Below are 22,914 nucleotides of genomic sequence, written 5' to 3' on the forward strand. Positions count from 1 at the left end.
GCTTGACGGCGCGCACCTCTGCCCCGACAAGGCGCCGATGCGCGCGCTGAAGGACTATACCCTGGCAGAATGGCTGGCGATCGCCCCGGCGATCCACCGGTTGCGCCGGGGCCGCAACGTGATGGTGGATCGCCTCTATCGCGGCCGCCCGGCGCCGGGACAGGGCGAACTGGTGGCCCGGCTGCAGGGCCTGGACGCCCCGGCGCTGGCCTTCACCATCGCCTTCAACCTGCCGCCGGCCATCGCCCTGCTGGCGGACGGCATGGCCCGCTTCCTGCCGGATACGCCCCTGGTGGTATGCGACAATTCCAGCCGGCCGGAGGCCCGCGCCGCCATCGCCGCGCTGTGCGCCGAGCGGGGGCTGGCCTATTGCGCCCTGCCGCCGCCGCCGCTCAAGGGCGGGGGCAACGGCTCCCGCTCCCATGCGGTGGCGCTGAACTGGGTGCTGCACAATCTGATCCGCCCCGCCGCACCCAAGGTGTTCGCGCTGCTGGACCATGACCTGGTGCCCTTGGCGCCGGTGGAACTGACGGCCCTGGTGGCAGATCAGCCGGCCTATGGCATGGTGCGCCATGGCACGCGGTTCGGCGGCTGGTTCCTGTGGCCGGGCTACAGCGTGTTCGACTTTGCCGCTCTGGGCCCGTTGCCGCTGGATTTCGGCACCGATACGCCCCTCACCCTGGATACCGGCGGGCAGAATTGGCAGGTGCTCTATCGCGACCTCCATCTGCCGGACCTGGCGCAGGCGGCGACCCGCACCGCCTGGATCCCCGATCCGGACACCGGCACGCCGGAGCCCTATCTGCTGGCGGATGGCTGGCTGCATGTGGGCGGCGCCGGCCATCGCGGCGGCGGCGCGGCGGCGCTGGCGACCGTGCAGCGCGCGTTCATGGCCGATCCCAATGGCTTGCTGGACCGCCTGCTGGAAACCGCCACCGCCTGAAGGCCGCGGACATCCCTGAAAGCCAGGGCATAAAAAAACCGCCGGGCGAACCCGGCGGCGTTGAACTGCTCGAAGAAAAATGGGGGCGCCGGCGTGCGGCGCCCGGCCTCACTCCGCCGCGGGAGCGGAGGTGGCGGGGCCCTTGACCTTCTTGGCGCGGTCGTCGGTGCGCTCGGCGATACGGGCGGACTTGCCGCGACGGTCACGCAGATAATACAGCTTGGCGCGACGGACCTTGCCGCGACGCACCAGCTTCACCGAATCGATCAGCGGCGAATAGACCGGGAACACGCGCTCCACGCCTTCGCCGTAGGAAATCTTGCGGACCGTGAAGCTCTCGTTGATGCCGCCGCCGTTGCGGGCGATCACGACGCCTTCGTACGCCTGAACGCGGGTGCGGTCGCCTTCGACCACCTTCACGTTGACGATCACGGTATCACCCGGCTGGAAGTCGGGGATGGTCTTGTTTTCATGGAGGCGAGCAGCCTGCTCGGCCTCAAGGGTCTGGATAATGTTCATGTCACCAACCTCTAGCAGTCACCCGTGCCAAGCCGTCTCCGGCCGTGCCCCGGCGCCACATCGTGTCGTTATAAGTTAAGGGACGCCGGTCCATAGCCGAGAATGGCCGGGCTGTCATGCCTTTTTGTTCATCGCCGCGTCATGGGGCGGTGATCTGATCGGCAATTCGCCTACCGCCGCTTCTCCGGCTGTGCGGGCGTTTGGGCCAGCAGATCCGGCCGGCGCTCGCGGGTCACCGCTTCCGATTGCGCCCGGCGCCAGGCGGCGATGCGGGCGTGATCGCCGGAGGTGAGCACCTCGGGAATGCCGGCGCCCTCGAACAGTTGCGGGCGGGTGTATTGGGGATATTCCAGCAGCGCCTGGGAGAAGCTCTCGTCGGTGCCGCTCTCGATCTTGCCCATGACGCCGGGAATGAGTCGCACGCACGCGTCCAGTGTCAGCAGGGCCGCGGCCTCGCCCCCCGACAGCACCACATCGCCGACGCAGACCTCTTCCAGATCCCGGCCGGCAACGATGCGCTCGTCTACCCCCTCGAAGCGGCCGCACAGGATGATCGCGCCCGGCCCGGCGGCCAGATCGCGCACGCGGGCCTGGGTCAGCGGGCGACCGCGCGGGGTCATCAGCAAACGGGGGCGGGAATCGCCTTCGGGGGCAGCGGCATCGATGGCGCGGGCCAGCACGTCCGCCCGCATCACCATGCCGGGGCCGCCGCCGGCGGGGGTGTCATCCACCGAGCGGTGCTTGTCGGTGGCGAAGTCGCGGATCTGCAGCGCCTCCAGCGCCCACAGGCCGTTGGCCAGCGCTCGCCCGGCCAGGGCATAGCCCAGCGGCCCGGGAAACATCTCGGGATAGAGCGTGAGCACGGTGGCGCGGAAAGCGGGGGCGCTGGTCGTCATGGCGGTGTGATGGGGGAGGCGGTCCGGCGCGTCAATCGCGGGCGGTTGATGAGCGCCGGGTGCCGTCACGCCTCGTTGGCCGCGTCGGCTTCTTCCGGCGGCGGGGGCTCGTCCGGGGCGGCGTCGGGCACCACCACCAGGCGGCCGCCGGGCACGTCCACCACCGGGACCGCCGCTTTACTGAAGGGCAGCAGCAGCGATTTGCCACCATCGAGGGGGGCATATTCCAGCACATCGCCGGCGCCGAAATCATGCATGGCCAGCACGTTGCCGAGATGGGCGCCGGTGGCGTCCTCCACCCGCAGGCCGATCAGGTCCACATGATAAAAGGTCTCGTCGTCCTCGGCGGGCGGCAGCGCGTCGCGGGGCACGAACAGATCGGTATTGGTGAAGCCCTCGGCGGCGGTGCGGTCGGGAATGCCCTCGAACCGGGCCACGTAGTGGTCCTTGGCGGGGCGCAAAGAGAGCACCTTGAAGGTCCGCTTGCCGGCTTCGTCGGTGAGAGTGTAGCGCTTGAGATCGTTGGGATCTTCGCCGAACGGGAACAGGCGCACCTCGCCCTTCACGCCATGCGGCGCACCGATGCGGGCGATGAGAATGCGCTCAGTCATGGTAGGCAGGCTTCCGGTCTTGGACATCACCGCCCCGTCGCAAAGGATGGCCGGCTGGAACATGCAGCGGGGCGCAGGTGCGCCCCGCTGCATCGGGATCACTCGGCCGCGGGGGCGTCTTCAGCGGGGGCGGCAGCGGCAGCGGCGGCCTTGGCGGCGCGCTCGGTGGCGCGCTCCTGGGCCTTCTTGCCGGGCTCGCCCTTCTTCAGGTTGCTCGGGGTCTCGCGCTTGATCAGGCCGAGGGCGTCCAGGAAGCGGGCCACGCGGTCGGTGGGCTGGGCGCCCTTTTCGAGCCACGCCTTGGCCTTCTCCTGGTCGAGCACGACGCGGTCGGCGGCGTCCTTGGCCAGCAGCGGGTTGAAGGTGCCGATCTTCTCGATGAAGCGGCCGTCGCGGGGCGAACGGGCGTCGGCAATGACGATGCGGTAGTAGGGACGCTTCTTGGCGCCACCACGGGCGAGACGGATCTTCAGGGACATGGGATTCTTCCTTTCGGTATTTCTGTAAGCGGTGTGTCTTCAGGTTTAATCGGCCGATCCCCGCGCCCGGCGCTGCCGGGAGCCGCGGGGCGCGGCGTCATTTCTTCTTCGGGCCTCCCAGGCCCGGCAGGCCGGAAAGGCCCTTGGGCAGGCCACCGAGGCCGGGCATGCCGCCCGGAAACTTCGCCGGCAGGCCGCCGCCACCGAGGCCGCCCATGCCGCCGGGCATCTTCTCGGCCATCTGCTGCAGCGCATCGGGGGAGGGCGCGCCGCCCATTCCCATTATGCCCGCAAGACCCGCCAGCGGGCCGCGCTTGCCGGCGGCGCCGCCCATGGCCTTCATCATGTCGGCCATCTGGCGGTGCATCTTGATGAGGCGGTTGATCTCTTCCACCTTGGTGCCCGAGCCGGCGGCGATGCGGCGCTTGCGCGAGGCATCCAGCACCTTCGGGTTGCGCCGCTCGTGCCGGGTCATGGAATTGATGATCGCGGTCTGGCGCTTGAACACCTTCTCGTCGAGATTGGCGGAGGCGATCTGGTTCTTCACCTTGGCCACGCCCGGCAGCATGCCCATGAGGCCGGACATGCCGCCCATCTTCTGCATCTGGGCCAGTTGGTCGCGCAGATCCTCCAGATCGAATGCGCCCTTGCGCATCTTCTCGGCGGTGGCGCGGGCCTTCTCCATGTCGATGGTTTCGGCGGCGCGCTCCACCAGCGCCACCACGTCGCCCATGCCGAGGATGCGGCCGGCAACCCGCTGGGGATCGAAATCCTCCAGCGCATCCATCTTTTCGCCGGTGCCCAAGAGCTTGATGGGCTTGCCGGTGACCGCGCGCATGGAGAGCGCGGCGCCGCCGCGGCCATCGCCATCGGCGCGGGTGAGCACGATGCCGGTGAGGGCGACGCGGGCGTCGAAGGCCTTGGCGGTGTTGACCGCGTCCTGGCCGGTGAGGCTGTCGGCCACCAGCAGCACTTCGTGCGGATTGGTGACGGCGCGCACTTCGGCGACTTCCGCCATCAGCGCTTCGTCCAGCGTCACGCGGCCGGCGGTGTCCAGCAACACCACGTCATAATTGCCGAATCGCGCCGCATCCATGGCGCGGCGGGCGATCTGCACCGCGGACTGGCCGGGCACGATGGGAAGGGTGGTGACCTCTACCTGGGTGCCGAGCGTCGCCAACTGCTCCATGGCCGCCGGGCGGCGGGTATCGAGCGAGGCCATCAGCACGCGGCGCTTGCCGCGCTCGGTGAGGCGCTTGGCGATCTTGGCGGTGGTGGTGGTCTTGCCCGAGCCCTGGAGGCCGACCATCAGGATGGCGACGGGGGCGGGGGCATTGAGATCGATGGGTTCAGCGTCGGAGCCCAGCGTGGCGACCAACTCGTCATGGACGATCTTCACGACCATCTGGCCGGGGGTCACCGACTTGATGACCTCCACGCCCACGGCGCGCTCGCGCACCTTGTCGATGAAGGCGCGCACCACATCGAGCGCCACGTCCGCCTCGATCAGCGCCCGGCGCACTTCGCGCATGGCTTCGCCCACGTCGGCCTCGGTGAGAGCGCCGCGCCGCTTCAGCTTGTCGAGTATGCCGCCAAGGCGGTCGGAAAGGCTGTCGAACATGGGTCCGTCCTGGTCCCCTCGGCCGAAGCCGAGGTTGGGTTTCGCAAGTCCCGCGCTGGGCGACCACCGGGCATCGCGCCGATGACGGCGCAACGCGGAACGCGCCCGAGGGCGCAACGCGCTGTCGGGCGGGGACCTCCGGGCTCCTGGCCCGGTCGGCGGATCGGCAGTGCCGTCCTCTTGAAGCGCGGGTCTTTAGCACTCCTGGTGCCGCAAGACAATGGCGCGGCGCATATGGGGGCCGCTGGAAGGCTTGCGCCAGGCTGGCGCGGACGCTGCGGCCCGCATTGCCCGCACGGCAAGGCCTCGCTTAGGGTAATAGCTGCATGTGCTGGTGCCACCCGCCGTTTCGAGAGGCCCGATGCCCTCCCTCCTGACCCGCCGCTCCTTCCTCTCCGCCGCCGCGGCGCTGCCGCTGGCGTCGGCTTTGCCTTCGGTGGCCCATTCGGTGCCCCTCAACGCGCCGTTCGCGGTAGGCGGGTTTACCGTCATGCCGCTGCTCGACGGCCCGTTCGGCCTCACGGCGGCGCTGATGCCCCAGGCCGATTCGGTGGAAGGCGAGAAACTGGTGGAGCGGGTCGGATTGCCCGCAAAGGGGCCGTGGCCGCAGCCGGTCAATACCTTCGTGGTGCAGCGCGGCGAGCGCATCTTCATGATCGATGCGGGCGGGGGCACCGTGCTCGGCCCGGACCTGGGCAAGATGCCGGAGCGGCTGGCGGCGGTGGGGGTCGATCCCGCCAAGGTGGAGGCCGTGCTGATGACCCATCTGCACGCCGACCATGCGGGCGGGCTGATGACGCCCGAAGGCAAGGCCTTCTTCCCCAATGCGGAAATCATTGTGCAGCAGGCGGAAGTGGCGTTCTGGACCGACGACGGTGCGCGCTCCCGCGCCCCCGCCGGCACGGACGCCATGTTCGCCATCGCCCGCGCGGCGCTGGCGGCCTATCCCGGCAAGGTGCGCACCGTGGCCGGCGCCATCACGGCGGCGCCGGGCCTGACCTTTGTGCCGCTGCCCGGCCACACCCCCGGCCATGCGGGCCTGATGCTGGCGGACGGCAATGAGCAGTTCCTGTTCTTCGCCGATGTCATCCATTCGGCCCTGCTGCAATTCCCGCACCCGGCCTGGACCGTGCTGTTCGACGTGGACCAGGCCCAGGCGGCGGCCACCCGCCGGGGCATCCTCGACCGGCTGGCGGCAGATAAGATTCCCGTGACCGGGGCCCATATTCCCGATCGCGGCCGCATTGAGGTGCGCAACATGGGTTATGCCTTGGTGGCGTAAGGCCACCCGAGGAACCCACGCATGGGATTGAAGACACGGTTGCAGATCGCCTTCGCCTGCGCTGCGGGGATTTCACTGGGTATGGCGCCGGCTCTGGCGCGGCCGCTGTCGGTGGAGGTCACCAACGCAAGCCAGCCGACCTTGTGCGCCGAAACCGACAATGTGGCGCTGAATTTCGCCTCGGCGGAGGTGATGCAGTTTCGCATCCAGGCGGTGCATCCCGCTTATGTCGGCATGCTTGCCGTGGACCGCACCGCGGCGGATTTCACCGCCTGCGACATGAGCGATGATCCGGTCGTTCCCGCCGAGCCCAAGCGGGTAACGCTCTATGAAACCCCCGATCTCTGGCTGACCGGGTACACCTTCCCCAGCTTCTGGCGTCCGGCATCCGTGCCGTTCCGCGTCGATGGCAAGGTGGTAGAGGGGCTGCATATGGTGCAGCTCTGGGTGCGCCATGCGGAGCGAGCCGAAGAGGTGATGGTGGTCTATCCTCCTGACGGTTACTGGCGCGCCCGCCCGTTGCCGCCGGCGCATCTGGGCGGGGCAGGCTATGGCTCGTCCTTCCTGGTGGGGCCGGTCGAACAGGAAGAGCGGCCGCTGGTGAAGCTGAAGGAGATTGGCTTCGATCCGGCGACCCGTACCTTCGCGCTGAGCTTTGCCGGCGGCGGCGGCGCGCATATGGCGCTGCTGGCGCTGGATCGGGAGCATATCGCCCTCGAAGTCACGCTGGACGCGCCCATTGCCGGGGCGCCGTTCGCGGCGCTGCGCTCCATGTATGTGACCGAATTCAATGCCGACGTGGCCCGCCTGGCCTGGAAGACCGCCCGCGGCGCCGGCTGGGGCGAGGCGCCGGTGATGGACTATCCCGGCGGGACGGTGAGCGAGATGTGGACAGGGCGGATGGTGCCCTCGCGCCACAACACCAGCGCCCCAGACATGGTCTTCGGCCCGTTCGGGGGTCTGAATTGAGAACGGCGGCCCCCGGAGGGGGCCGCCGCCAATCGTCGCGTGCGTCGCGGGTCCGGGCGGCTCAGATGCCGGCGATGCACATGTACTTGATGTTCAGATAGTCGTCGCAGCCGTACTTGGAGCCTTCGCGGCCGACGCCGCTCTCCTTGACGCCGCCGAAGGGCGCCACCTCGGTGGTGATGACGCCGGCATTGATGCCCACCTGGCCATATTCCAGGCCCTCGGCCACCCGGAAGGCGCGGCCGAGATCCTTGGTGTAGAAATAGCAGGCGAGGCCGTATTCGGTGTCATTGGCGAGGCGCACCGCCTCTTCCTCGGTCTCGAACTTGAACAGCGGCGCCATGGGGCCGAAGATTTCCTCGCGGGCAAAGGCCATGTCCGCGGTGGCGTTGGCGATCACGGTGGGCTCGAAGAAGGTGCCACCCAGCGCGCTGCGCTTGCCGCCGGTGACCACGGTGGCGCCCTTGTCCAAAGCGTCCTTCAGCAGGCGCTCCACCTTGCCCACCGCCTTTTCCTCGATCAGCGGGCCGGCCACCACGCCGTCGTCGAAGCCGTTGCCCACCTTCAGCTTTTGCGAGGCTGCGGCAAACTTCTCGGCGAAGGCGTCATGGATGCCGGCCTGCACATAGAAGCGGTTGGCGCACACGCAGGTCTGGCCCGAGTTGCGATATTTGGAGGCGATCGCCCCTTCCACCGCCGCATCGAGATCGGCGTCGTCGAACACGATGAACGGGGCATTGCCGCCCAGTTCCATGGAGATCTTCTTCATGGTGTCGGCGGACTGCTTCATCAGCAATTTGCCCACCGGGGTGGAGCCGGTGAAGGTCACCTTCTTGACGATCGGGTTGGAGGTCATCTCCAGGCCGATCTCCTTGGCATCGCCGGTGATGATGTTGACGCAACCGGCGGGAATGCCCGCCTGTTCCGCCAGCAGGCCCCAGGCGAGGCCCGAATAGGGGGTCAGTTCCGCCGGCTTGGCGACGATGGTGCAGCCGGCGGCCAGCGCCGCGCCGATCTTGCGCGCCAGCATGGAGGAGGGGAAGTTCCAGGGGGTGATGGCGGCCACCACGCCCACCGGCTCCTTGGTCACCATGATGCGGCGTCCGGCCCAGGGCGACGGGATCACATCGCCATAGAGGCGGCGGGCTTCTTCGGCGAACCAGCGCACATAGGCCGCCGAGGCGCCCACTTCGCCCTTGGCTTCGGCGAACGGCTTGCCCTGCTCGGTGGTGAGCAGGCGGCCGAGATCGTCCTGATTGGCGAGGATCAGATCCGCCAGCTTGTGCAAGGCGGCGGAGCGCTCGGTGGCGGTCTTGGCGCGCCAGATCTTGAAGGCGGCGCCGGCGGCCTCGATGGCGCGGGCGGTCTCGGCGCGGCCCGCCTTGGGAACGGTGCCGATGATGGCGCCGGTGGCGGGGTTGTTCACCTCGACCACCGCGCCGCTATCGGCGCCGCTCCAGACGCCGCCGATAAGGATCTGTTCGCGCTGGAACGGCAAAAGGGCGGACGCCGTGGACAAGGGCTGCGATGCGGCCATGTTTCGTCTCCTGGAAAGAGGGGCGCGCGAACAGGCGCCGACCGGAGGCAGGCACATCAGAGCTGTGCGCCCGCGAGGATGCGAGACCTCATATAGGTCGACAACGCGCGTTTGCGAAGGCGCAGGATGGCAGGTCTGCGCTCAGCGTACGCAGGTGATGGAGTGAAATGGCACCACTTGCTCTTTGTGGTTGTCGCCCGCCGCAATATGGCAGCGCAGATAGTCACGCCCGACGCTCATGGGCGCATAGCCGGTGATGGTATTGCCGCCGATCACCTGAATCACGATGGCCTGTCCGGCCTTGGCGCTGACGATATCAACCACCGCCTGGCGGAAATCGTCTTCCTTGTGCTGACACTGCATAAAACGTCCTCCCGGTGTTGAGGCGCTTCTTCGCAACTGCGCGCGTGGCCGCTTCGGGCTCTATTTTTGAAGTATAACGCTGAAACCACTTAAAAAGACATGCGTCCCACGCAGGGCTCTTCGAGCGTGCGCGCGCCTGTCAGCGCACCGGCGCGATGGCGTGGAAGAAGCCGCCGCTCACCAGCCCGCGCCGGCTTCCCGCCGCGCCCAGAGCGATGCCTTGGCTGTCGCTGAGATCCGCCAGGGGCGCGTCCGCGCCACGGGTCAGCACAGTGGCGTAATGGAATTCGTGGCCGCGCACCTTGGCGCCCGCCGGCCCGATGGGCGAGGCGGCGAGCAGATGGGCTTCCCGATAGCCCAAATTCATCTTGCGCTTGGCAAAGCTGGTTTCCAGCCCCAGCAGGCCCGCCATGGGATGGGCCGTGCCGGTGGCATCCACCATCACCGTGCCCAGGGCCATATAGCCCCCGCATTCCCCATGTACCGGGCGGGTCTGGGCGAAGGCGGCCAATTCCGCCTTGAAGTGCCCGGCGGCGGCGAGCCGGCCGCCATGCAGTTCCGGATAGCCGCCGGGCAGCCAGCAGACATCGGCGCTCGGGTCCGGCCCTTCGTCCATCAGCGGTGAGAACGGCAGGATTTCCGCGCCCGCATGCCGCCAGTGGGCCAGCACATGGGCGTAGACGAAGGAAAAGGCCGCATCCTGCGCCAAGGCGATCCGCTGCCCCGGCGGCGGCAAGGCGGGGGCGTGCGGCGTGTCGCCCAGCGTGAGCGGCGCGGCCAAAGCGAGGATGGCGTCCAGATCCAGATGGCGTTCCGCCATGGCCGCCAGGGCATCGAGCCGGGCGGCAAGATCGGGATGCTCGCCCGCCTGCACCAGCCCCAGATGGCGCTCGGGCAGGCCCAACGTGTCATCGCGCGGAATGGCGCCCACCACCGGAATGCCCAGCGGCGCCATGGCCTCGCGGACCAATCGGGTATGCCGCTCGCTGCCGACGCGATTGAGCAGGATGCCGCCGATGCGCACTTCCGGATCATGGGTGGCAAAGCCCCGCGCCACCGCCGCGGCGGTCTGGGATTGGCCGGAGACATCCAGCACCAGGAGCACCGGCAGGCCGAGCCGCGCGGCGATGTCGGCCCCGGCACCGGAGCGGCCGGGCAGGCCCGGCACGCCGTCGAACAGGCCCATGGCCCCTTCCACCACCAGCAGTTCGCCACCGGCGGAAGCCATGGAGGCGAGGTGGCCCAACAGGTCCGGCGGCATGGCCCAGCTGTCGAGATTGAGCCCCGGCCGGCCGGTGGCAGCGGCGTGGAAGGCGGGGTCGATATAGTCCGGCCCGGACTTGGCCGCGCGCACGGCGACGCCGCGCCGCGCCAAGGCCGCCAGCAGGCCGAGGGTCACCGTGGTCTTGCCGGAGCCGGAGCGGGGCGCGGCGATGAGCAGTCCGCGTGGGGTCATCGCAGGTCGCCCCCGTGACGGGCCGCGATGCGCGGCCTATGAAGGGCGCCATGAATGGCGACGTGGAACCGTCCGACGACCCGCCCGAGGGGCATTTCGAAGAACAGCCCGACGGCGCGGCCGGCGCGGTGCTGCGCCGAGGCTGGACCACGGGCGCCTGCGCCGCCGGCGCGGCCAAGGCCGCCTTCGCCGCGCTGGTGACGGGCGTGTTTCCCGATCCGGTGGAGGTGGAACTGCCCAGCGGCGCCCGCCCGGCCTTCGCGCTCGCCACCACGACCCTGGACGCGGACAGCGCCAGCGCCGGCATCATCAAGGATGCGGGCGATGATCCCGACGTCACCCATGGCGCCTTGGTGCGGGCCACGGTGCGGCGCGGCCGTCCCGGCAGCGGCGTCACGTTCATTGCTGGCGAAGGCGTCGGCACGGTGACGCGCCCCGGCCTGCCGATCCCGCCGGGGGAGCCGGCCATCAATCCGGTGCCCCGGCGCATGATCGCCCAGGGCATCGCCGAGGTGGCGCATCAAGCCGGGGTTGCCGCCGATGCGGAGGTGGAGATCTCCATTCCCGGTGGCGAAATGCTGGCCAAGCGCACCTTGAACGGGCGCCTCGGCATCGTCGGCGGCCTCTCGGTGCTGGGCACCACCGGCATCGTGATCCCGTTTTCCTGCGCCGCCTGGATCCACTCCATCCATCGCGGCGTGGACGTGGCCCGCGCCATGGGCCTGACCCATGTGGCCGGCGCCACCGGTTCCGCCTCCGAGGCGGCCATTCAGGCGCTGCACGATCTGCCGGAGACCGCGCTGCTGGACATGGGCGATTTCGTCGGCGGCACGCTGAAATATCTGCGCGCCCATCCGGTGCCGCGGGTGACCATCGCCGGCGGCGTCGCCAAGATGACCAAGCTGGCCCAAGGGCTGCTGGATCTGCATTCCAAGCGCGGCAGCGCCGATCTCACCGCGCTGGCCCATCTGGCACGCGAGGCGGGGGCCGATCTCGATCTGGCCGACCGTATCGGCTCCGCCAACACCGTGGCCCTGGCCTTCCAGGAGGCGGCGGCGGCCGGCATCGCCTTGGGCGATCTGGTGGCGGCCCGCGCATGGGCGACGGCGGCGCCGGTGCTGCGCGGCTCCGGGTCGGCGCTGGAGATCGTGGTGTTCGACCGCGACGGCGCCCTCATGGGGCGGGCGCCGTTCCGCGCGGTGGACTGAGTGGCTCATTCGCCCATCCCGCGAAAGCGGCGGACATAATCCACGTCATAAAGCGCGCTGTCGCGGAAATCGGCGGCGCTGAGCGCCCGGCCCACCAGGATCAGCGCCGTGCGGGCGATGGGGTCCGCCGCCACCTGGGCAGCGATGGTGGCCAGCGTGCCGCGCACGATGCGCTCGTCCGGCCAGGAGGCCTTCACCACCACCGCCACCGGGCAATCGGCGCCATAGAAGGGGGTCAGGTCCGCCACCACCTGATCGAGCGCGTGGATGGCGAGATGGATTGCCAGCGTCGCGCCGGTGGCGGCGAAGGCGGCGAGGCGCTCGGTTTCCGGCATGGCGGAGGCGCGCCCCGACACGCGGGTCAGCACCAGGCTTTGGGCCACCTCCGGCACGGTGAGTTCACGTCCCAGCGCGGCGGCGGCGGCGGCAAAGGCCGGCACGCCGGGGGTGAGGGTGTAAGCGATGCCGTGCCGCTCCAGCCGGCGGATCTGCTCGGCCAGCGCGCTATAGACCGACAGGTCGCCCGAATGCAGGCGCGCCACATCCAGCCCGGCGGTATGCGCGGCCACATATTCCTGTTCGATCCGGTCGAGATCCAGCGGCGCGGTGTCGACGATGCGGGCGCCCGGCGGGCAATAGGCCAAAAGCTCCGGCGCCACGATGGAGCCGGCATAGAGGCACACTGGGCAGCGGGCGATGAGATCGCGGCCGCGCACGGTGATGAGGTCGGCAGCGCCGGGGCCGGCACCGATGAAATGAACGGTCATGGGGTCTTTCCACTGCGCGCCAGGGCGCAGGTGACCGAGCCCAATGCCAGGCGCGGCCCGAGCAAGTGGCAGTCCGGTCCACAGGCGGCCAGCGCTGCGGTCTCCGCCGCCGAGGGCACGCGCAGCAAGGCCACCACCCGGTCGGAATGGGTCAGGGTCTGGTCCGCCATGGCCTCCAGCTGGCCCTGCGGCACCAGCACCAACGGCAGGCCCAGGAGGGCGGCGGCTTCGGCGATGCCCACTTCCCCGCCCTTGACCGCAGGCGTTGCCACCACCTTAACCTCGTCCCGCGTCAGGCCCACCCGCTCCAGCGCGGCGTCGAGGGCGGCGAGAACATCGGCGGCGCTCACGCCCCGTTTGCTGCCCACACCGGCGACGATCATGCGGGATTCTCCATGGGTTCCTGGCTCTCCACGGGTTTGACCATGCTCCATTGGGTCACCGGCATGGCGGGGCGCCAGCCGGTCATGCCCTTCACCGCCACCGCGCGCGACAGGGCAATGCGATTGAGACTGCCGCCCCAGCGCTGGTAGGACGCCAGCAGCACCGCCTCGGTTTCCAGCGTCACCGCATTGGCCACCAGCCGCCCGCCCGGCTTGAGGGCGGCCAGGGCGCCCTCCAGCACGCCGGGCTCCGAGCCGCCGCCGCCAATGAACACAACGTCGGGAGGCGGCAGATCGGCAAAGGCTTCGGGGGCGGTGCCCGTCACGATGTCGAGGTGCGGCACCCCCAGCGCCTGCGCATTCTGGCCGATGCGTTCGGCGCGGGTGGGGTGCCCCTCGATGGCGATGGCCGACAAAGAGGGATGGGTCAGCAGCCATTCGATGGCCACCGAGCCGGCGCCCGCGCCCACGTCCCACAGCAATTCGCCGTGACGGGGAGCGAGGGCGGACAGGGTCATGGCGCGGATCTCGCGCTTGGTCAGCTGGCCGTCATGGGCGAACATGGCGTCCGGCAGGCCGCAGGTCAGCGGCAGCACCGGCGCATCGGCGGCCGCGATCACCTCCAGGGCGACCACATTCAGCGGGCCCACGTCATCCAGATCGAACTGGGCCGCAACCGTCGCCCGCACCCGCTCGCGCGGACCGCCCAGGGCTTCCAGCACGGTGAGGCGGGTCGCGCCGAAGCCGAGCGCGCTCACCAGCGCCGCCACCTGCCGCGGCCCGTCGCCATCGGAGGTCAGCGCGAGGATGCGTGCACCGGGCTGGAGCGCGGGGCGGATGCGGCCGATGTCGCGGCCATGCAGCGAGACCTGCGCGATCTCCGCCAGCGGCCAGCCCAGGCGCGCGGCGGCGAGGCTGAAGGCGGAGGGGGCCGGGATCACGTGCATCTCGTCCGCCGGCACCTGCCGCGCCAATGTGGCACCGACCCCATGCAGGAAGGGATCGCCGGAGGCCAGCACGCAGACCTTCTGCCCGCGCGCCGCCAGCGCGGCGGCGATGCCGTCGGCGAACGGGCTCGGCCAGGGCGTGGCGGTGCCGGTGATCAGCGGACCGGCCAGCGCCAAATGGCGGGCGCCGCCGAACACCCGATCCGCGGCGCCGATGAGCGCGCAGGCGGCGGGGGAGAGGCCATCCGCGCCATCTTCGCCGATGCCGACGATGGACAGCCAGGGCCGTGCTGCGGCAGTGTCCTGCGCCATGTCAGAGCCCCTGTCGTCCCGTGCCAAACCGCCTGCCGCGACCATCGCGCACCGCATCCTCATCCTGGGGGGCACCGGGGACGCCCGCATCCTTGCCGCGCGACTCGCGCACCGTCCGGATCTTGAGCTTATTGTGTCCCTTGCCGGACGCACGGAAAACCCCGCTCCACAGCCCGTTCCGGTGCGCTCCGGCGGCTTCGGCGGGGTGGAGGGCTTGCGGGCGTATCTGGAAACCGGCGCCGTCGCGCTGGTGATCGACGCCACTCACCCCTATGCGGCGGCGATGTCCATCCATGCGGTCGAGGCGTGCCAAGCGGCGGGCGTGCCATTGCTGGCGCTGCGGCGCCCGCCCTGGTCCCCTGTGCCCGGTGATCTCTGGCAGGAGGTGGCGAACGTGGCCGAAGCGGTCGCGGCCCTGGGTGCGACCCCGCGCCGCGCGTTCCTCGCTCTGGGCCGCAACGAGGTGCGCGCCTTCGAGGCCGCCCCCCAGCACCATTATGTGGTGCGCAGCGTGGACCCCATCGTGCCGCCCTTGGCCGTGCCCCATGCGGACTATCTGCTGGCGCGCGGCCCGTTCACCCAAGCGGATGACCGGGCGCTGCTGGCGGCCCATGGCATCGAAATGATCGTGGCCAAGAACAGCGGCGGCGCGGCCACCTATGGCAAGATCGCCGCGGCGCGGGAGCTGGGCATCACCGTCATCCTGCTGCGCCGGCCGCAGCTTCCCGATGTCGCCGCCGTGGACGGGCCGGAGGCGGCCGCCACCTGGGTCGATGGGCTGTTTCCGGTGTCGCCCGCCACGGCGCCTCACGGGGCGGATCGCGGCGAATAGACCAGAGGCGGCAGGCCAGGCCGTTCCACCATCCGGGTCTGCGCCGAGCCGATGAGCACGCAGGTGGCCATGTCGGCGATGGTGGCGTCCGCATCGGCCAGGGTCGCCAGAGTGATGCGCTCGTCCGCCCGCCCGGCGGCGCGGCCGAAGATCACCGGCACGCTGCCCGGCAAGCTCTGGCGCAACAGCTCGAACGCCGCGCCCAATTGCCAGGGCCGCGCCCGGCTGATGGGATTGTAGAGCGCGATGACGAAGCCCGCTTCGGCGGCGGCGGTGAGGCGCTTTTCCACCAGCGGCCAGGGCTTGAGATTGTCGGACAGCGACAGCGCGCAGAAATCATGGCCCAAGGGCGCCCCGATGCGCGCTGCCACCGCCAGCATCGCGGTGATGCCGGGGATGACTTCGAAATCCACGGTGCGGAAGGGGTCCGGCCCCTTCTCCATGGCCTCGCACACGGCAGCGGCCATGGCGAACACGCCGGCATCGCCACCGGAGACGACGCCCACCTTGGCCCCCGCCACCGCCCGCTCCAAGGCGGCGCTGGCCCGGTCGAGTTCCTCGCGATTGTCGGAGGCAAAACGGGCCTGGCCGGCGCGCACCGGCACCCGGTCCAGATAGGGGCCGTAGCCATAGAGCTCGTCGCAGGCGGCCAGCGCGTCCAGCGCCTGCGGCGTCATCTGGGCTGCGGCGCCGGGGCCGAGGCCGACCACGCACAAGCGCCCGCTCACGCGGTGCCCTCCCAGCCGGGCACCAGCACGATGGCGAAATAGGGCGCCTTGTCGTCGGGGCGGTCGGCCAAAGGCATGACGAAGCCGTCGCTCATGGTGCCGCGCTCCGCATAGAGGGCGCGGGGCAGGCGACCGGCGGCGGCCAGTGCGCGGCGGATCTTGGGCAGATTGCGGCCCACCTTCATGATGACGGCGGCATCCGCCTGGGCGAGGCGGCGGGTGAGGTCCTCTTCGCTGAGTGTGCCGGGCAGCACCATCAGCACGTCGTCGCCCTGGGCGATGGGCGCGCCGGCCTGCGACCAGCAGCCGGACATGCCGGTGACGCCGGGAATGACCGTGGTGGGAAACCGATGGGCGAGCCGCACATGCAGATGCATGTAGGAGCCATAGAACAAAGGATCGCCTTCGCTCAGCACCGCCACAGTGCGCCCGGCCATGAGATGCTCCGCCACCCGCGCGGCGGATTCGTCATAGAAGGCGCCGATGGCGAGGCGATAGGCGGCGTCGTGGCGATGGATTTCCGTCGTCACCGGATAGAGCAAAGGCAGTTCTTCCGCATCGGGGCGGAAGTGGGCGCAGGCGATGCCGCGGGCATGGCTGTTGTTGCCGGCCTTGGCGAAGTGGGCGATCACGTCCGCCGCGCCCAGCGCCCGCACCGCTTTCAGGGTCATCAGTTCCGGGTCGCCCGGCCCGACGCCCACGCCGATCAGCTGTCCGATGGCGGCGTTCACAGGCCGGCCCTCGCCAAGGCATTGATGGCGGCGGCGGTGATGGCGCTGCCGCCCAGCCGGCCACGCACGATGGCGAACGGGATGCCGCGGGAATCCTCCGCCAGCGCATCCTTGGATTCCGCCGCGCCCACGAAGCCCACCGGCATGCCGAGGATGGCGGCGGGGCGCGGGGCGCCCGCATCCAGCATCTCCAGCAGATGGAACAGAGCGGTGGGCGCATTGCCGATGGCCACCACCGCGCCGGCCAGATGCTCGGGCCACAAGTCGAGGGCGGCGGCCGAGCGTGTGGTGCCGGTTTGCGCCGCCAGCTCCGGCACGCGGGGATCGCGCAAGGTGCAGATCACCTGGTTCTTGGCGGGAAGACGGGCATGGGTGACGCCATGGGCCACCATCTGCGCGTCGCACAGGATCGGCGCGCCCGCTTCCAGGGCGCCGCGGGCCGCCTCCACGAAGCCGGGGCCGAACACGAAGTCGCGGGCCGCCTCCACCAGCCCGCAGGCATGGATCATGCGCACCGCCAGATCCGCCTCGGCGGGGGAGAAGCGCGACAGGTCCGCCTCGGCGCGGATGATGGCGAAGGAGCGCTCATAGATGGCGGTGCCGTCGCGCACATAATCGAACACAGGCGCGCTCACGGGGCAGACTCCAACACGGCGAACTCCAACAGCGCCGGCCCCGGTGCATCCGGGGGCGACAAACGGGTCAAGGCCTCGGCGCTGGTCTCGCCGGGCCGCCGCGCGGCGGCGAGGGCCGCGGCGAAGCGGGCGAGGGTGGGCAACAGCGCGGCGACCGTCTGGATCGGCTGCGTTGCGTCGCCCGCTTTGCCCTCTCGCACGAGCGCGACCGTCTTGTCCATGGCATCGGGCGCAACGCCCACCAGGGTCAGGGCCGCCGTGGCGGGGTGGGCGCAGCCCTTGGGGCAGCCGGAGACATGCACCTCCAGCGAGCCATCGAGGATGGGTGCGAGGGTGGCCGCCACCTCCGGCGCCAGGGTGCGGGCGGGGATATGAGCCGAGGCGCAGGCCGGGGCGCCGGCACAGGCGGCGACGAACCGGCGGGGGTCGTCCGCCTCGGTCAGGAAGCCGAGGGCGGCTGCGGCGGCACGCAGCTCCGCCGCGCCGGTCGGGGTGAGATGGGTCGCCAGCAGCACCCGCCCCGGCGCGGGGCGCAGATCGCGGGCGCCCGCCGCCTGGGCCGCGGCCACCAGGGTTTTCAGCGTGGCGGCATCCCCATGGCCGAACGGCAGGCCGATGCCGAGGGCCACCGTGCCGTCCGCCAGGGGGAAACTGGCGATGGGGGCGGGGGCCGGGTGTGGCTCAGAGGGGGGCAGGGCGGTCGCGGGTGCTGTCTTTGAGGAAGGTGTGGCGGATATGGCTGGCGCGCTCTGGGGGGCGGTCTCTTCCCCGTTCGGCGGCGCCATCGCACGCTGATGCCGAAGCGTCTGCAGGTCGGTGGTGCGCAGGACATCCGTCATCCGCGCGGTCGGACCGAGCTGCGCCAGCTGCTCCAGCAAATCCGCCACCACGGCGACGAGGCGCCCCTCCGGCAGGCTGCCGAGGGCGCGGGCGGTGGCGGCATCTCCGGCGAGGGCGATGGCCCATCGGGCCGGTTCAGACGTTTCGGCGGGCGGCGCTATCTCGTTCGGGGCTCCGCCGCTTGCTCCGAGAGGCGAGGCGGCGTCGGCCTCCGCAATCCACCGCGTCAGGCGGATGTCGGCCTTGAGGGCGGCCAGAGAGATGGCCCCACCATCATCGATCACCACAGAGACCTTCGGCCCCAGCCGCACCGCGAATCCGGAAATGGCCGCGCGAATCTCCGCTGCCAGCCGGCGCGCATCGCTCGCCGCGCCGGCTTCCAGCCCAGCCAAGGGCGAGACATCCAGCGGCACACCCTCGCGGGCGGCAATGCCCAGCCGGTTCACGGCATCGTTGAGCGGGCCGACGGTTTCCGCACGCAGGCCGCGAAGTTGCAGGCTGCCGCGGGCGGTCACTTCCAATATGCCGTTGCCGAACGCCAGCGCCGCATCGCACAGGCCGACCAACGCCTCCGGTGACAGCGCGCCATCCACCGGCACCAGGCGCACCAGCAGGCCGTCGCCGGTGGCCATGGGGGCGGTCAGTGCCGGGCAGGCGCCGCGACGGGAAGGAGGCACCACGGCGGTCATTCGGCCGCCTCCGCCCGCAGAGCGGCGAGATCCGCATCGATGTCATTGCGCCGGGCATGCCAGAGGCCGCGCCGGCGGGCGTCGGCGAAGCGGGCGGCCATGGCGGCGGCGGCCTTGGGGTTCTGGTCCATCAGGAAGGCGCGGACTTCCTCATCGCCCAGATAGGCGGCATGGAGGGCATCCAGCAGCGAGGGGTCCACGCGCCCGGTGGTCTCGGCGAACGCCACCAGCCGGTCCACCGTCTCCAGCAGTTCCGAGGCGCCGCGTGGCCCGTGGCGCATCTGGCCGGCGATGAACACCTTGGACACCCGGCCATGGACGATCCGCGCCAGAGCGGTGGCCAGATCCCGCGCCTTGGGGCGGGCGGGATCGCTGGTGTCCAGCACGATCAGGTCCACATTTCGGCCCAGCGCCTGAGCCGCCGCGGCGAACCCGCCGATGAAGGCGTTGTCCGCGCCGCCGTCCAGCAGGTCGCGGGCGGGATCATCGGCCCCATGCAGCAGGGCATCGGCGGTGGAGACCCGCGTGGCGAAGGCGCCGGGGGCGGGCCGCGCCGCCCCGTCCGCGCCGCCATAGCTGTGGGAGGTATGGTCGAGATAAAGCTGGCCGAGGGTGGCGCGCTCGGTGAAGGCGCCCCGCGCCAGATGGTCCTCGATGCCGGAGCCATAGGCCCCCGGCGCGGCGCCGAAGATGCGGGCGGGGTCCGCCTCCTGGCGCTGGGCGAGCGGGTTGTCGTCGCCTTCATCGGGACGGGCGGCGACCGCGCGGGTGGCCGCATCCAGAAGGGACACTTGCGCCGGGAAGATGTCGCGGAACAGGCCGGAAATGCGCCATGTGACATCCACGCGGGGACGCCCCAGAACCGCCGGCGGCAACACCTCGATACCCGTCACCCGGCCGCTGGATGGATCCCATTGCGGTCGGCAGCCCATGAGGCTCAGCCCCTGGGCGATCTCCTCGCCCCCCGTGCGCAAGGTGGCGCTGCCCCACAGATCGATCACCACGGCGCGGGGATAATCGCCATGCTCCTGGAGATAGCTGCGGATCACTTCGTCGGCGGCGAGGCGCCCCAGATCCAGCGCTGTGGGGGTGGGGATGGCGCGGGGGTCGGCGGTGAACAAATTGCGGCCCGTGGGCAGCACGTCCCGCCGCCCCCGGGCGGGCGCCCCGGCGGGACCGGCGGGAATGTGGCGGCCGTCCAAAGCGCTGAGCAGGGCCGCGCGCTCGGCTTCGCCGCTGAGGCGGCGCATGGCGTCGCCACTGTCGGCAGCGCCATAAATGTGCAGGCCGTCCTTCACCGCCATGTCCTTGACATCGCAGAGCCAGGCATCGATGCGGCGCAGGGCCTGGTCGGGGTCCGCATCGGCGGGAACGCCCGCCACGGTGGCAAGGCCGGTCTCGGCGGCGGTGTCGACGATCAGCCGGGCGAGGCGCTCGCGTCGGCGGCGGTCGAGGCCGTCGGCCTGGGCATATTCATCCACCAGCCGCTCCAGGCGCTGCTCGGCTTCGCTGAGGCCGGCGCCGGCCAAAGGCGGCGGCAGATGGCCCAAGGTGACCGCCGCGATGCGGCGCTTGGCCTGGGCGGCTTCGCCCGGATTGGAGACGATGAAGGGATAGATCACCGGCAGCGCCCCCAGCACCGCCTGCGGGAAGCAGGCGGGGGTCAGCGCCACGGTCTTGCCCGGCAGCCATTCCAGGGTGCCGTGGGCGCCCATATGCACAAGAGCATGGGCATCGAACGCCTGCCTGAGCCAGAAGCCGAACGCCAGCAGAGCGTGGCGCGGCGGCAAGGCGGGGTCGTGATAATCGGCGCGCCGGTCCAGCGCCGCGCCCCGCTCCGGCGCCAGCGCCACCAAAGCGTTGCCGAAGCGGGTGGCGCGGAAGACGAAGGCGCCGTCCTGAAGTTGCGTGTCGGCCTCCGGCGGCCCCCAGGCGGCGTGGATGGCGGCTTGGGTTGCTTCGGGCAAGGTGGCGAGGGCGGCGCGATAGGCCGCCAGCGGATAGATGGCGGTTTCTGTATCCAGGCACTCCAGGAGGTCGCGCGCATCGGCGGGGGCCTGGGGCACGGCATAGCCCTCGCTCGCCAGGGTCTCCAGCAGGGTGCGCACGCTCTCGGGCACGTCGAGGCCCACCGCATAGCCGGTGCGGCCGGGGGCACCGGGATAGTCCGGCATCAATATCGCCAGCCGGCGTTCCGCCTTGGGCGTGCGGGCCAGGCGCACCAAAGCCGCCGCGCGCGCCGCCACCTGGGCGATGCCGTCCGCCTCGGGACGGTTGAAGGCGGCGCTGAAGGCCAGCTCCGCATCCAGCGGCGCCAAGTCCTTGAACGAGATCGCGCCCGCCAGCACCCGCCCGTCCAGTTCGGGCAGCACCACATGCATGGCCAGATCCGCAGCCGCCAAGCCCCGCGCATTCTCGCTCCAGGCGGCATGCGCGGTGGTGGCGGGCACCACTTGCAGCACCGGCGGACCGCCGGGGGCGAACAGATCGTCGCCGTCTCCGGCCGCGAAGGCGGTGGCGGTGAGGATGATGTCGGGGGCGATGTCGGCGATGGCCGCGCGCACAAAGCCCCGCGAGGCGGGATCCTTCAGGCTGGTGAGGAAGATCGGCACCGGGGTCAGCCCCTGGGCGCACAGGGCGCCGCAGAGGGCATCGATGGGCGCCACATCGCCCGCCAGCCACATGGAGCGGTAGAACAGCAGCAAGGCGCGGGGGCGGCTGGGTGCTGCAATGGAAACAGGAGAAGGGGCGTGGTGTGGGTTGGTGGGCGTTTCACCCCCCTCCCCAGCCCTCCCCCGCAAGGAGGGAGGGGGCGCGTGGCGTGGGGTGGAGAGGGCAGGCTCTTCTGCGCCGATCAATGCAGCTGCGCCCGACGAATCGCGCGCGCCGCGCTCCCCGATTTCACCCTCTCCCGCCTGCGGGGGAGGGCAGGGAGGGGGCGCCGCGCGCAGCGCGGGGGCGGGCGCGACATTGGCGGATGGTGCGTCGGTGGCGGGCGCTCTGCCCCCTCCCCAACCCTCCCCCGCAAGCGGGAGAGGGGGCGTGCCGCGCGGGGGTGTGGGAGCGGTGTCCGCAGTCGCGCTAGGCGCGGGAGAACAGACCGTGGTTTCAGCCTGGGCAGCGATTCGGGCCGGGTTTGATCCGGCCGCGTTCTCCGCGTCCGGAGGCGCGGTCCCATCCTGGGACAGGGGGCACGCCTCCGAGGTCGCCTCCGATGCGATGGCCTCCATCGTCGCGGCGGACGGGGGAGAACAGACCGTGGCTTCAGCGTCGGCAGTGATTCGGGCCGGGTTTGATCCGGTCACGTTCTCCACGTCCGCAGGGCCGGTCCCGTTCTGGGACACGGGGCACGCATCCGACGCGGCAGGCGATGGGAGGGCGTCCGGCGTCTCGCCCGGGGCGAGAGAACAGACGGTGGTTTCGGCTTGGGCAGCGATTCGGACCGGGTTTGATCCGGTCGCGTTCTCTGTGTCCGCAGGCGCGGTCCTGTTCTGAGACTGGGGGCAGGCGGCAGCGGATCCCGCGCCGTTGGTGGCAAGCCGGCTGGCACCGGCCCGAGAAACGCCATGCGCCCCATCCGGTGCCCGCAGCACCGCCGCGCGATCCACCGCGCCGGTGCCAGGCCGATAGAAGGCGGCAGGCGGCACCGGGGCGGGCGGCGCGGGGTCGCCCGCATCGCGGCCCGCCAGCCGCGCCACATGCCGCAGCAGGGCGCCCATATTGTCCGGTCCGCCTTGGCGGAAATAGCTCAGCAGGGCGGCCAATTCGTCCGTAGGCAGGGTGGAGAGATCGGCGAGGCGGGGATCGTCCTGGTCCTCGCCCGGCAGCAGCGCGAGCTTCAGGCCCTCCTGCCGGGCCATGTCCGCGAGACGCTCGGCGCCATAGCGCCACCACTCCAGCCCGCCGAGCATCCGCACCAGGATCACCTTGGCGTTGCGCGCCGAGCGGTCGATCCACAAATCCACCGACATGGGATGGCGCAGGTCTTTCAGTCGAACCAGGCGCAAGCTCGGGAACTGCGCCGACCCCTGCCGCCACGCTGCGGCAAGCGACAGGAGATCGCTGTCGGTGAAGGACAGCACCAGCACGTCAGCCGGAGGCAGGCGGAGATCGATGGGCTCCGCCAGATCCTCGATGGTGGCCGATGTGCTGGCGAGAATGTGCAT

The 22,914-nt window shown here is 70.7% G+C and carries 21 protein-coding genes; 5 read left to right on the top strand and 16 right to left on the bottom strand.

Annotation, left to right across the window (positions count from 1 at the left end):
• The first annotated feature begins 37 nt into the window (after window positions 1-37).
• Entirely contained in the window at window positions 38-943 is a 906-nt protein-coding gene (locus tag AAG816_RS12150) for a hypothetical protein (RefSeq protein WP_341989892.1), read from the top strand.
• Between the two features lie 108 nt (window positions 944-1,051).
• Here AAG816_RS12150 and rplS read toward each other — a convergent pair whose 3' ends face one another.
• The 5 genes from rplS to ffh all read right to left on the bottom strand — a co-directional run bounded on the left by rplS (window position 1,052) and on the right by ffh (window position 5,069).
• The gene (rplS, locus tag AAG816_RS12155; protein WP_341989893.1) at window positions 1,052-1,462 is read right to left on the bottom strand and encodes a 50S ribosomal protein L19; all 411 of its coding nucleotides are present in this window, start codon (window positions 1,460-1,462) and stop codon (window positions 1,052-1,054) included.
• 170 nt (window positions 1,463-1,632) lie between these two features.
• Window positions 1,633-2,358 (bottom strand): tRNA (guanosine(37)-N1)-methyltransferase TrmD, encoded by a 726-nt coding sequence (gene trmD / locus AAG816_RS12160; protein ID WP_341989894.1) that lies wholly within the window; start codon window positions 2,356-2,358, stop codon window positions 1,633-1,635.
• Window positions 2,359-2,423: 65 nt separating this feature from the next.
• A complete protein-coding gene (gene rimM / locus AAG816_RS12165; RefSeq protein ID WP_341989895.1) occupies window positions 2,424-2,969 on the bottom strand; it encodes a ribosome maturation factor RimM in 546 nt (181 codons plus the stop codon).
• A 98-nt stretch (window positions 2,970-3,067) separates the two neighbouring features.
• Entirely contained in the window at window positions 3,068-3,448 is a 381-nt protein-coding gene (gene rpsP, locus AAG816_RS12170; protein ID WP_341989897.1) for a 30S ribosomal protein S16, read from the bottom strand.
• A gap of 97 nt (window positions 3,449-3,545) precedes the next feature.
• Complete coding sequence (gene ffh, locus AAG816_RS12175) at window positions 3,546-5,069, bottom strand: signal recognition particle protein (protein WP_341989898.1); 1,524 nt, start codon at window positions 5,067-5,069, stop codon at window positions 3,546-3,548.
• Window positions 5,070-5,430: 361 nt separating this feature from the next.
• On the opposite strand from ffh, the gene AAG816_RS12180 reads away from it, so the two are divergent.
• Together AAG816_RS12180 and AAG816_RS12185 are read left to right on the top strand one after the other, a co-directional pair.
• Window positions 5,431-6,351 (top strand): MBL fold metallo-hydrolase, encoded by a 921-nt coding sequence (locus AAG816_RS12180; RefSeq protein ID WP_341989899.1) that lies wholly within the window; start codon window positions 5,431-5,433, stop codon window positions 6,349-6,351.
• A 21-nt stretch (window positions 6,352-6,372) separates the two neighbouring features.
• Complete coding sequence (locus AAG816_RS12185; RefSeq protein WP_341989900.1) at window positions 6,373-7,320, top strand: hypothetical protein; 948 nt, start codon at window positions 6,373-6,375, stop codon at window positions 7,318-7,320.
• A gap of 61 nt (window positions 7,321-7,381) precedes the next feature.
• On the opposite strand, the gene AAG816_RS12190 is transcribed toward AAG816_RS12185, so the two are convergent.
• From AAG816_RS12190 to AAG816_RS12200, 3 genes are all read right to left on the bottom strand, one after another.
• Window positions 7,382-8,857: an NAD-dependent succinate-semialdehyde dehydrogenase gene (locus AAG816_RS12190; protein WP_341989901.1), complete on the bottom strand. Its 1,476-nt coding sequence runs from the start codon at window positions 8,855-8,857 to the stop codon at window positions 7,382-7,384.
• A gap of 141 nt (window positions 8,858-8,998) precedes the next feature.
• Window positions 8,999-9,220 carry a hypothetical protein gene (locus AAG816_RS12195; protein WP_341989902.1) on the bottom strand — a complete coding sequence of 74 codons (222 nt, stop codon included), beginning with the start codon at window positions 9,218-9,220 and terminating at the stop codon, window positions 8,999-9,001.
• Between the two features lie 139 nt (window positions 9,221-9,359).
• Window positions 9,360-10,676: a cobyrinate a,c-diamide synthase gene (locus AAG816_RS12200; RefSeq protein WP_341989903.1), complete on the bottom strand. Its 1,317-nt coding sequence runs from the start codon at window positions 10,674-10,676 to the stop codon at window positions 9,360-9,362.
• 50 nt (window positions 10,677-10,726) lie between these two features.
• On the opposite strand from AAG816_RS12200, the gene AAG816_RS12205 reads away from it, so the two are divergent.
• Window positions 10,727-11,884, top strand: a complete 1,158-nt coding sequence (locus AAG816_RS12205) for a cobalt-precorrin-5B (C(1))-methyltransferase (protein WP_341989904.1) — start codon at window positions 10,727-10,729, stop codon at window positions 11,882-11,884.
• A gap of 5 nt (window positions 11,885-11,889) precedes the next feature.
• On the opposite strand, the gene cobM is transcribed toward AAG816_RS12205, so the two are convergent.
• Genes cobM through cbiE form a run of 3 tightly spaced genes read right to left on the bottom strand, consistent with a single transcriptional unit; the run spans window position 11,890 to window position 14,293 of the window.
• Window positions 11,890-12,651 (bottom strand): precorrin-4 C(11)-methyltransferase, encoded by a 762-nt coding sequence (cobM, locus tag AAG816_RS12210; RefSeq protein ID WP_341989905.1) that lies wholly within the window; start codon window positions 12,649-12,651, stop codon window positions 11,890-11,892.
• Complete coding sequence (locus tag AAG816_RS12215; protein ID WP_341989906.1) at window positions 12,648-13,034, bottom strand: cobalamin biosynthesis protein; 387 nt, start codon at window positions 13,032-13,034, stop codon at window positions 12,648-12,650. The genes cobM and AAG816_RS12215 overlap by 4 nt, the downstream gene beginning before the upstream one ends.
• Entirely contained in the window at window positions 13,031-14,293 is a 1,263-nt protein-coding gene (gene cbiE / locus AAG816_RS12220) for a precorrin-6y C5,15-methyltransferase (decarboxylating) subunit CbiE (RefSeq protein WP_341989907.1), read from the bottom strand. The genes AAG816_RS12215 and cbiE overlap by 4 nt, the downstream gene beginning before the upstream one ends.
• A gap of 43 nt (window positions 14,294-14,336) precedes the next feature.
• Between cbiE and AAG816_RS12225 the strand changes: the two genes are divergently transcribed.
• Window positions 14,337-15,125: a cobalt-precorrin-6A reductase gene (locus AAG816_RS12225; RefSeq protein WP_341989941.1), complete on the top strand. Its 789-nt coding sequence runs from the start codon at window positions 14,337-14,339 to the stop codon at window positions 15,123-15,125.
• Here AAG816_RS12225 and AAG816_RS12230 read toward each other — a convergent pair.
• Genes AAG816_RS12230 through cobN form a run of 5 tightly spaced genes read right to left on the bottom strand, consistent with a single transcriptional unit; the run spans window position 15,101 to window position 22,914 of the window.
• Entirely contained in the window at window positions 15,101-15,853 is a 753-nt protein-coding gene (locus AAG816_RS12230; protein WP_341989908.1) for a precorrin-3B C(17)-methyltransferase, read from the bottom strand. The two genes, AAG816_RS12225 and AAG816_RS12230, sit on opposite strands and share 25 nt — an antisense overlap.
• Window positions 15,850-16,584 (bottom strand): precorrin-2 C(20)-methyltransferase, encoded by a 735-nt coding sequence (locus AAG816_RS12235; RefSeq protein ID WP_341989909.1) that lies wholly within the window; start codon window positions 16,582-16,584, stop codon window positions 15,850-15,852. The genes AAG816_RS12230 and AAG816_RS12235 overlap by 4 nt, the downstream gene beginning before the upstream one ends.
• A complete protein-coding gene (locus AAG816_RS12240; protein WP_341989910.1) occupies window positions 16,581-17,219 on the bottom strand; it encodes a precorrin-8X methylmutase in 639 nt (212 codons plus the stop codon). Before AAG816_RS12240 ends, AAG816_RS12235 begins: the two co-directional genes overlap by 4 nt.
• The gene (gene cobG, locus AAG816_RS12245; RefSeq protein WP_341989911.1) at window positions 17,216-18,748 is read right to left on the bottom strand and encodes a precorrin-3B synthase; all 1,533 of its coding nucleotides are present in this window, start codon (window positions 18,746-18,748) and stop codon (window positions 17,216-17,218) included. The genes AAG816_RS12240 and cobG overlap by 4 nt, the downstream gene beginning before the upstream one ends.
• Entirely contained in the window at window positions 18,745-22,914 is a 4,170-nt protein-coding gene (cobN, locus tag AAG816_RS12250) for a cobaltochelatase subunit CobN (protein ID WP_341989912.1), read from the bottom strand. The genes cobG and cobN overlap by 4 nt, the downstream gene beginning before the upstream one ends.

The organism is Azorhizobium sp. AG788, from assembly GCF_943371865.1.
Lineage (GTDB): Bacteria > Pseudomonadota > Alphaproteobacteria > Rhizobiales > Xanthobacteraceae > Azorhizobium.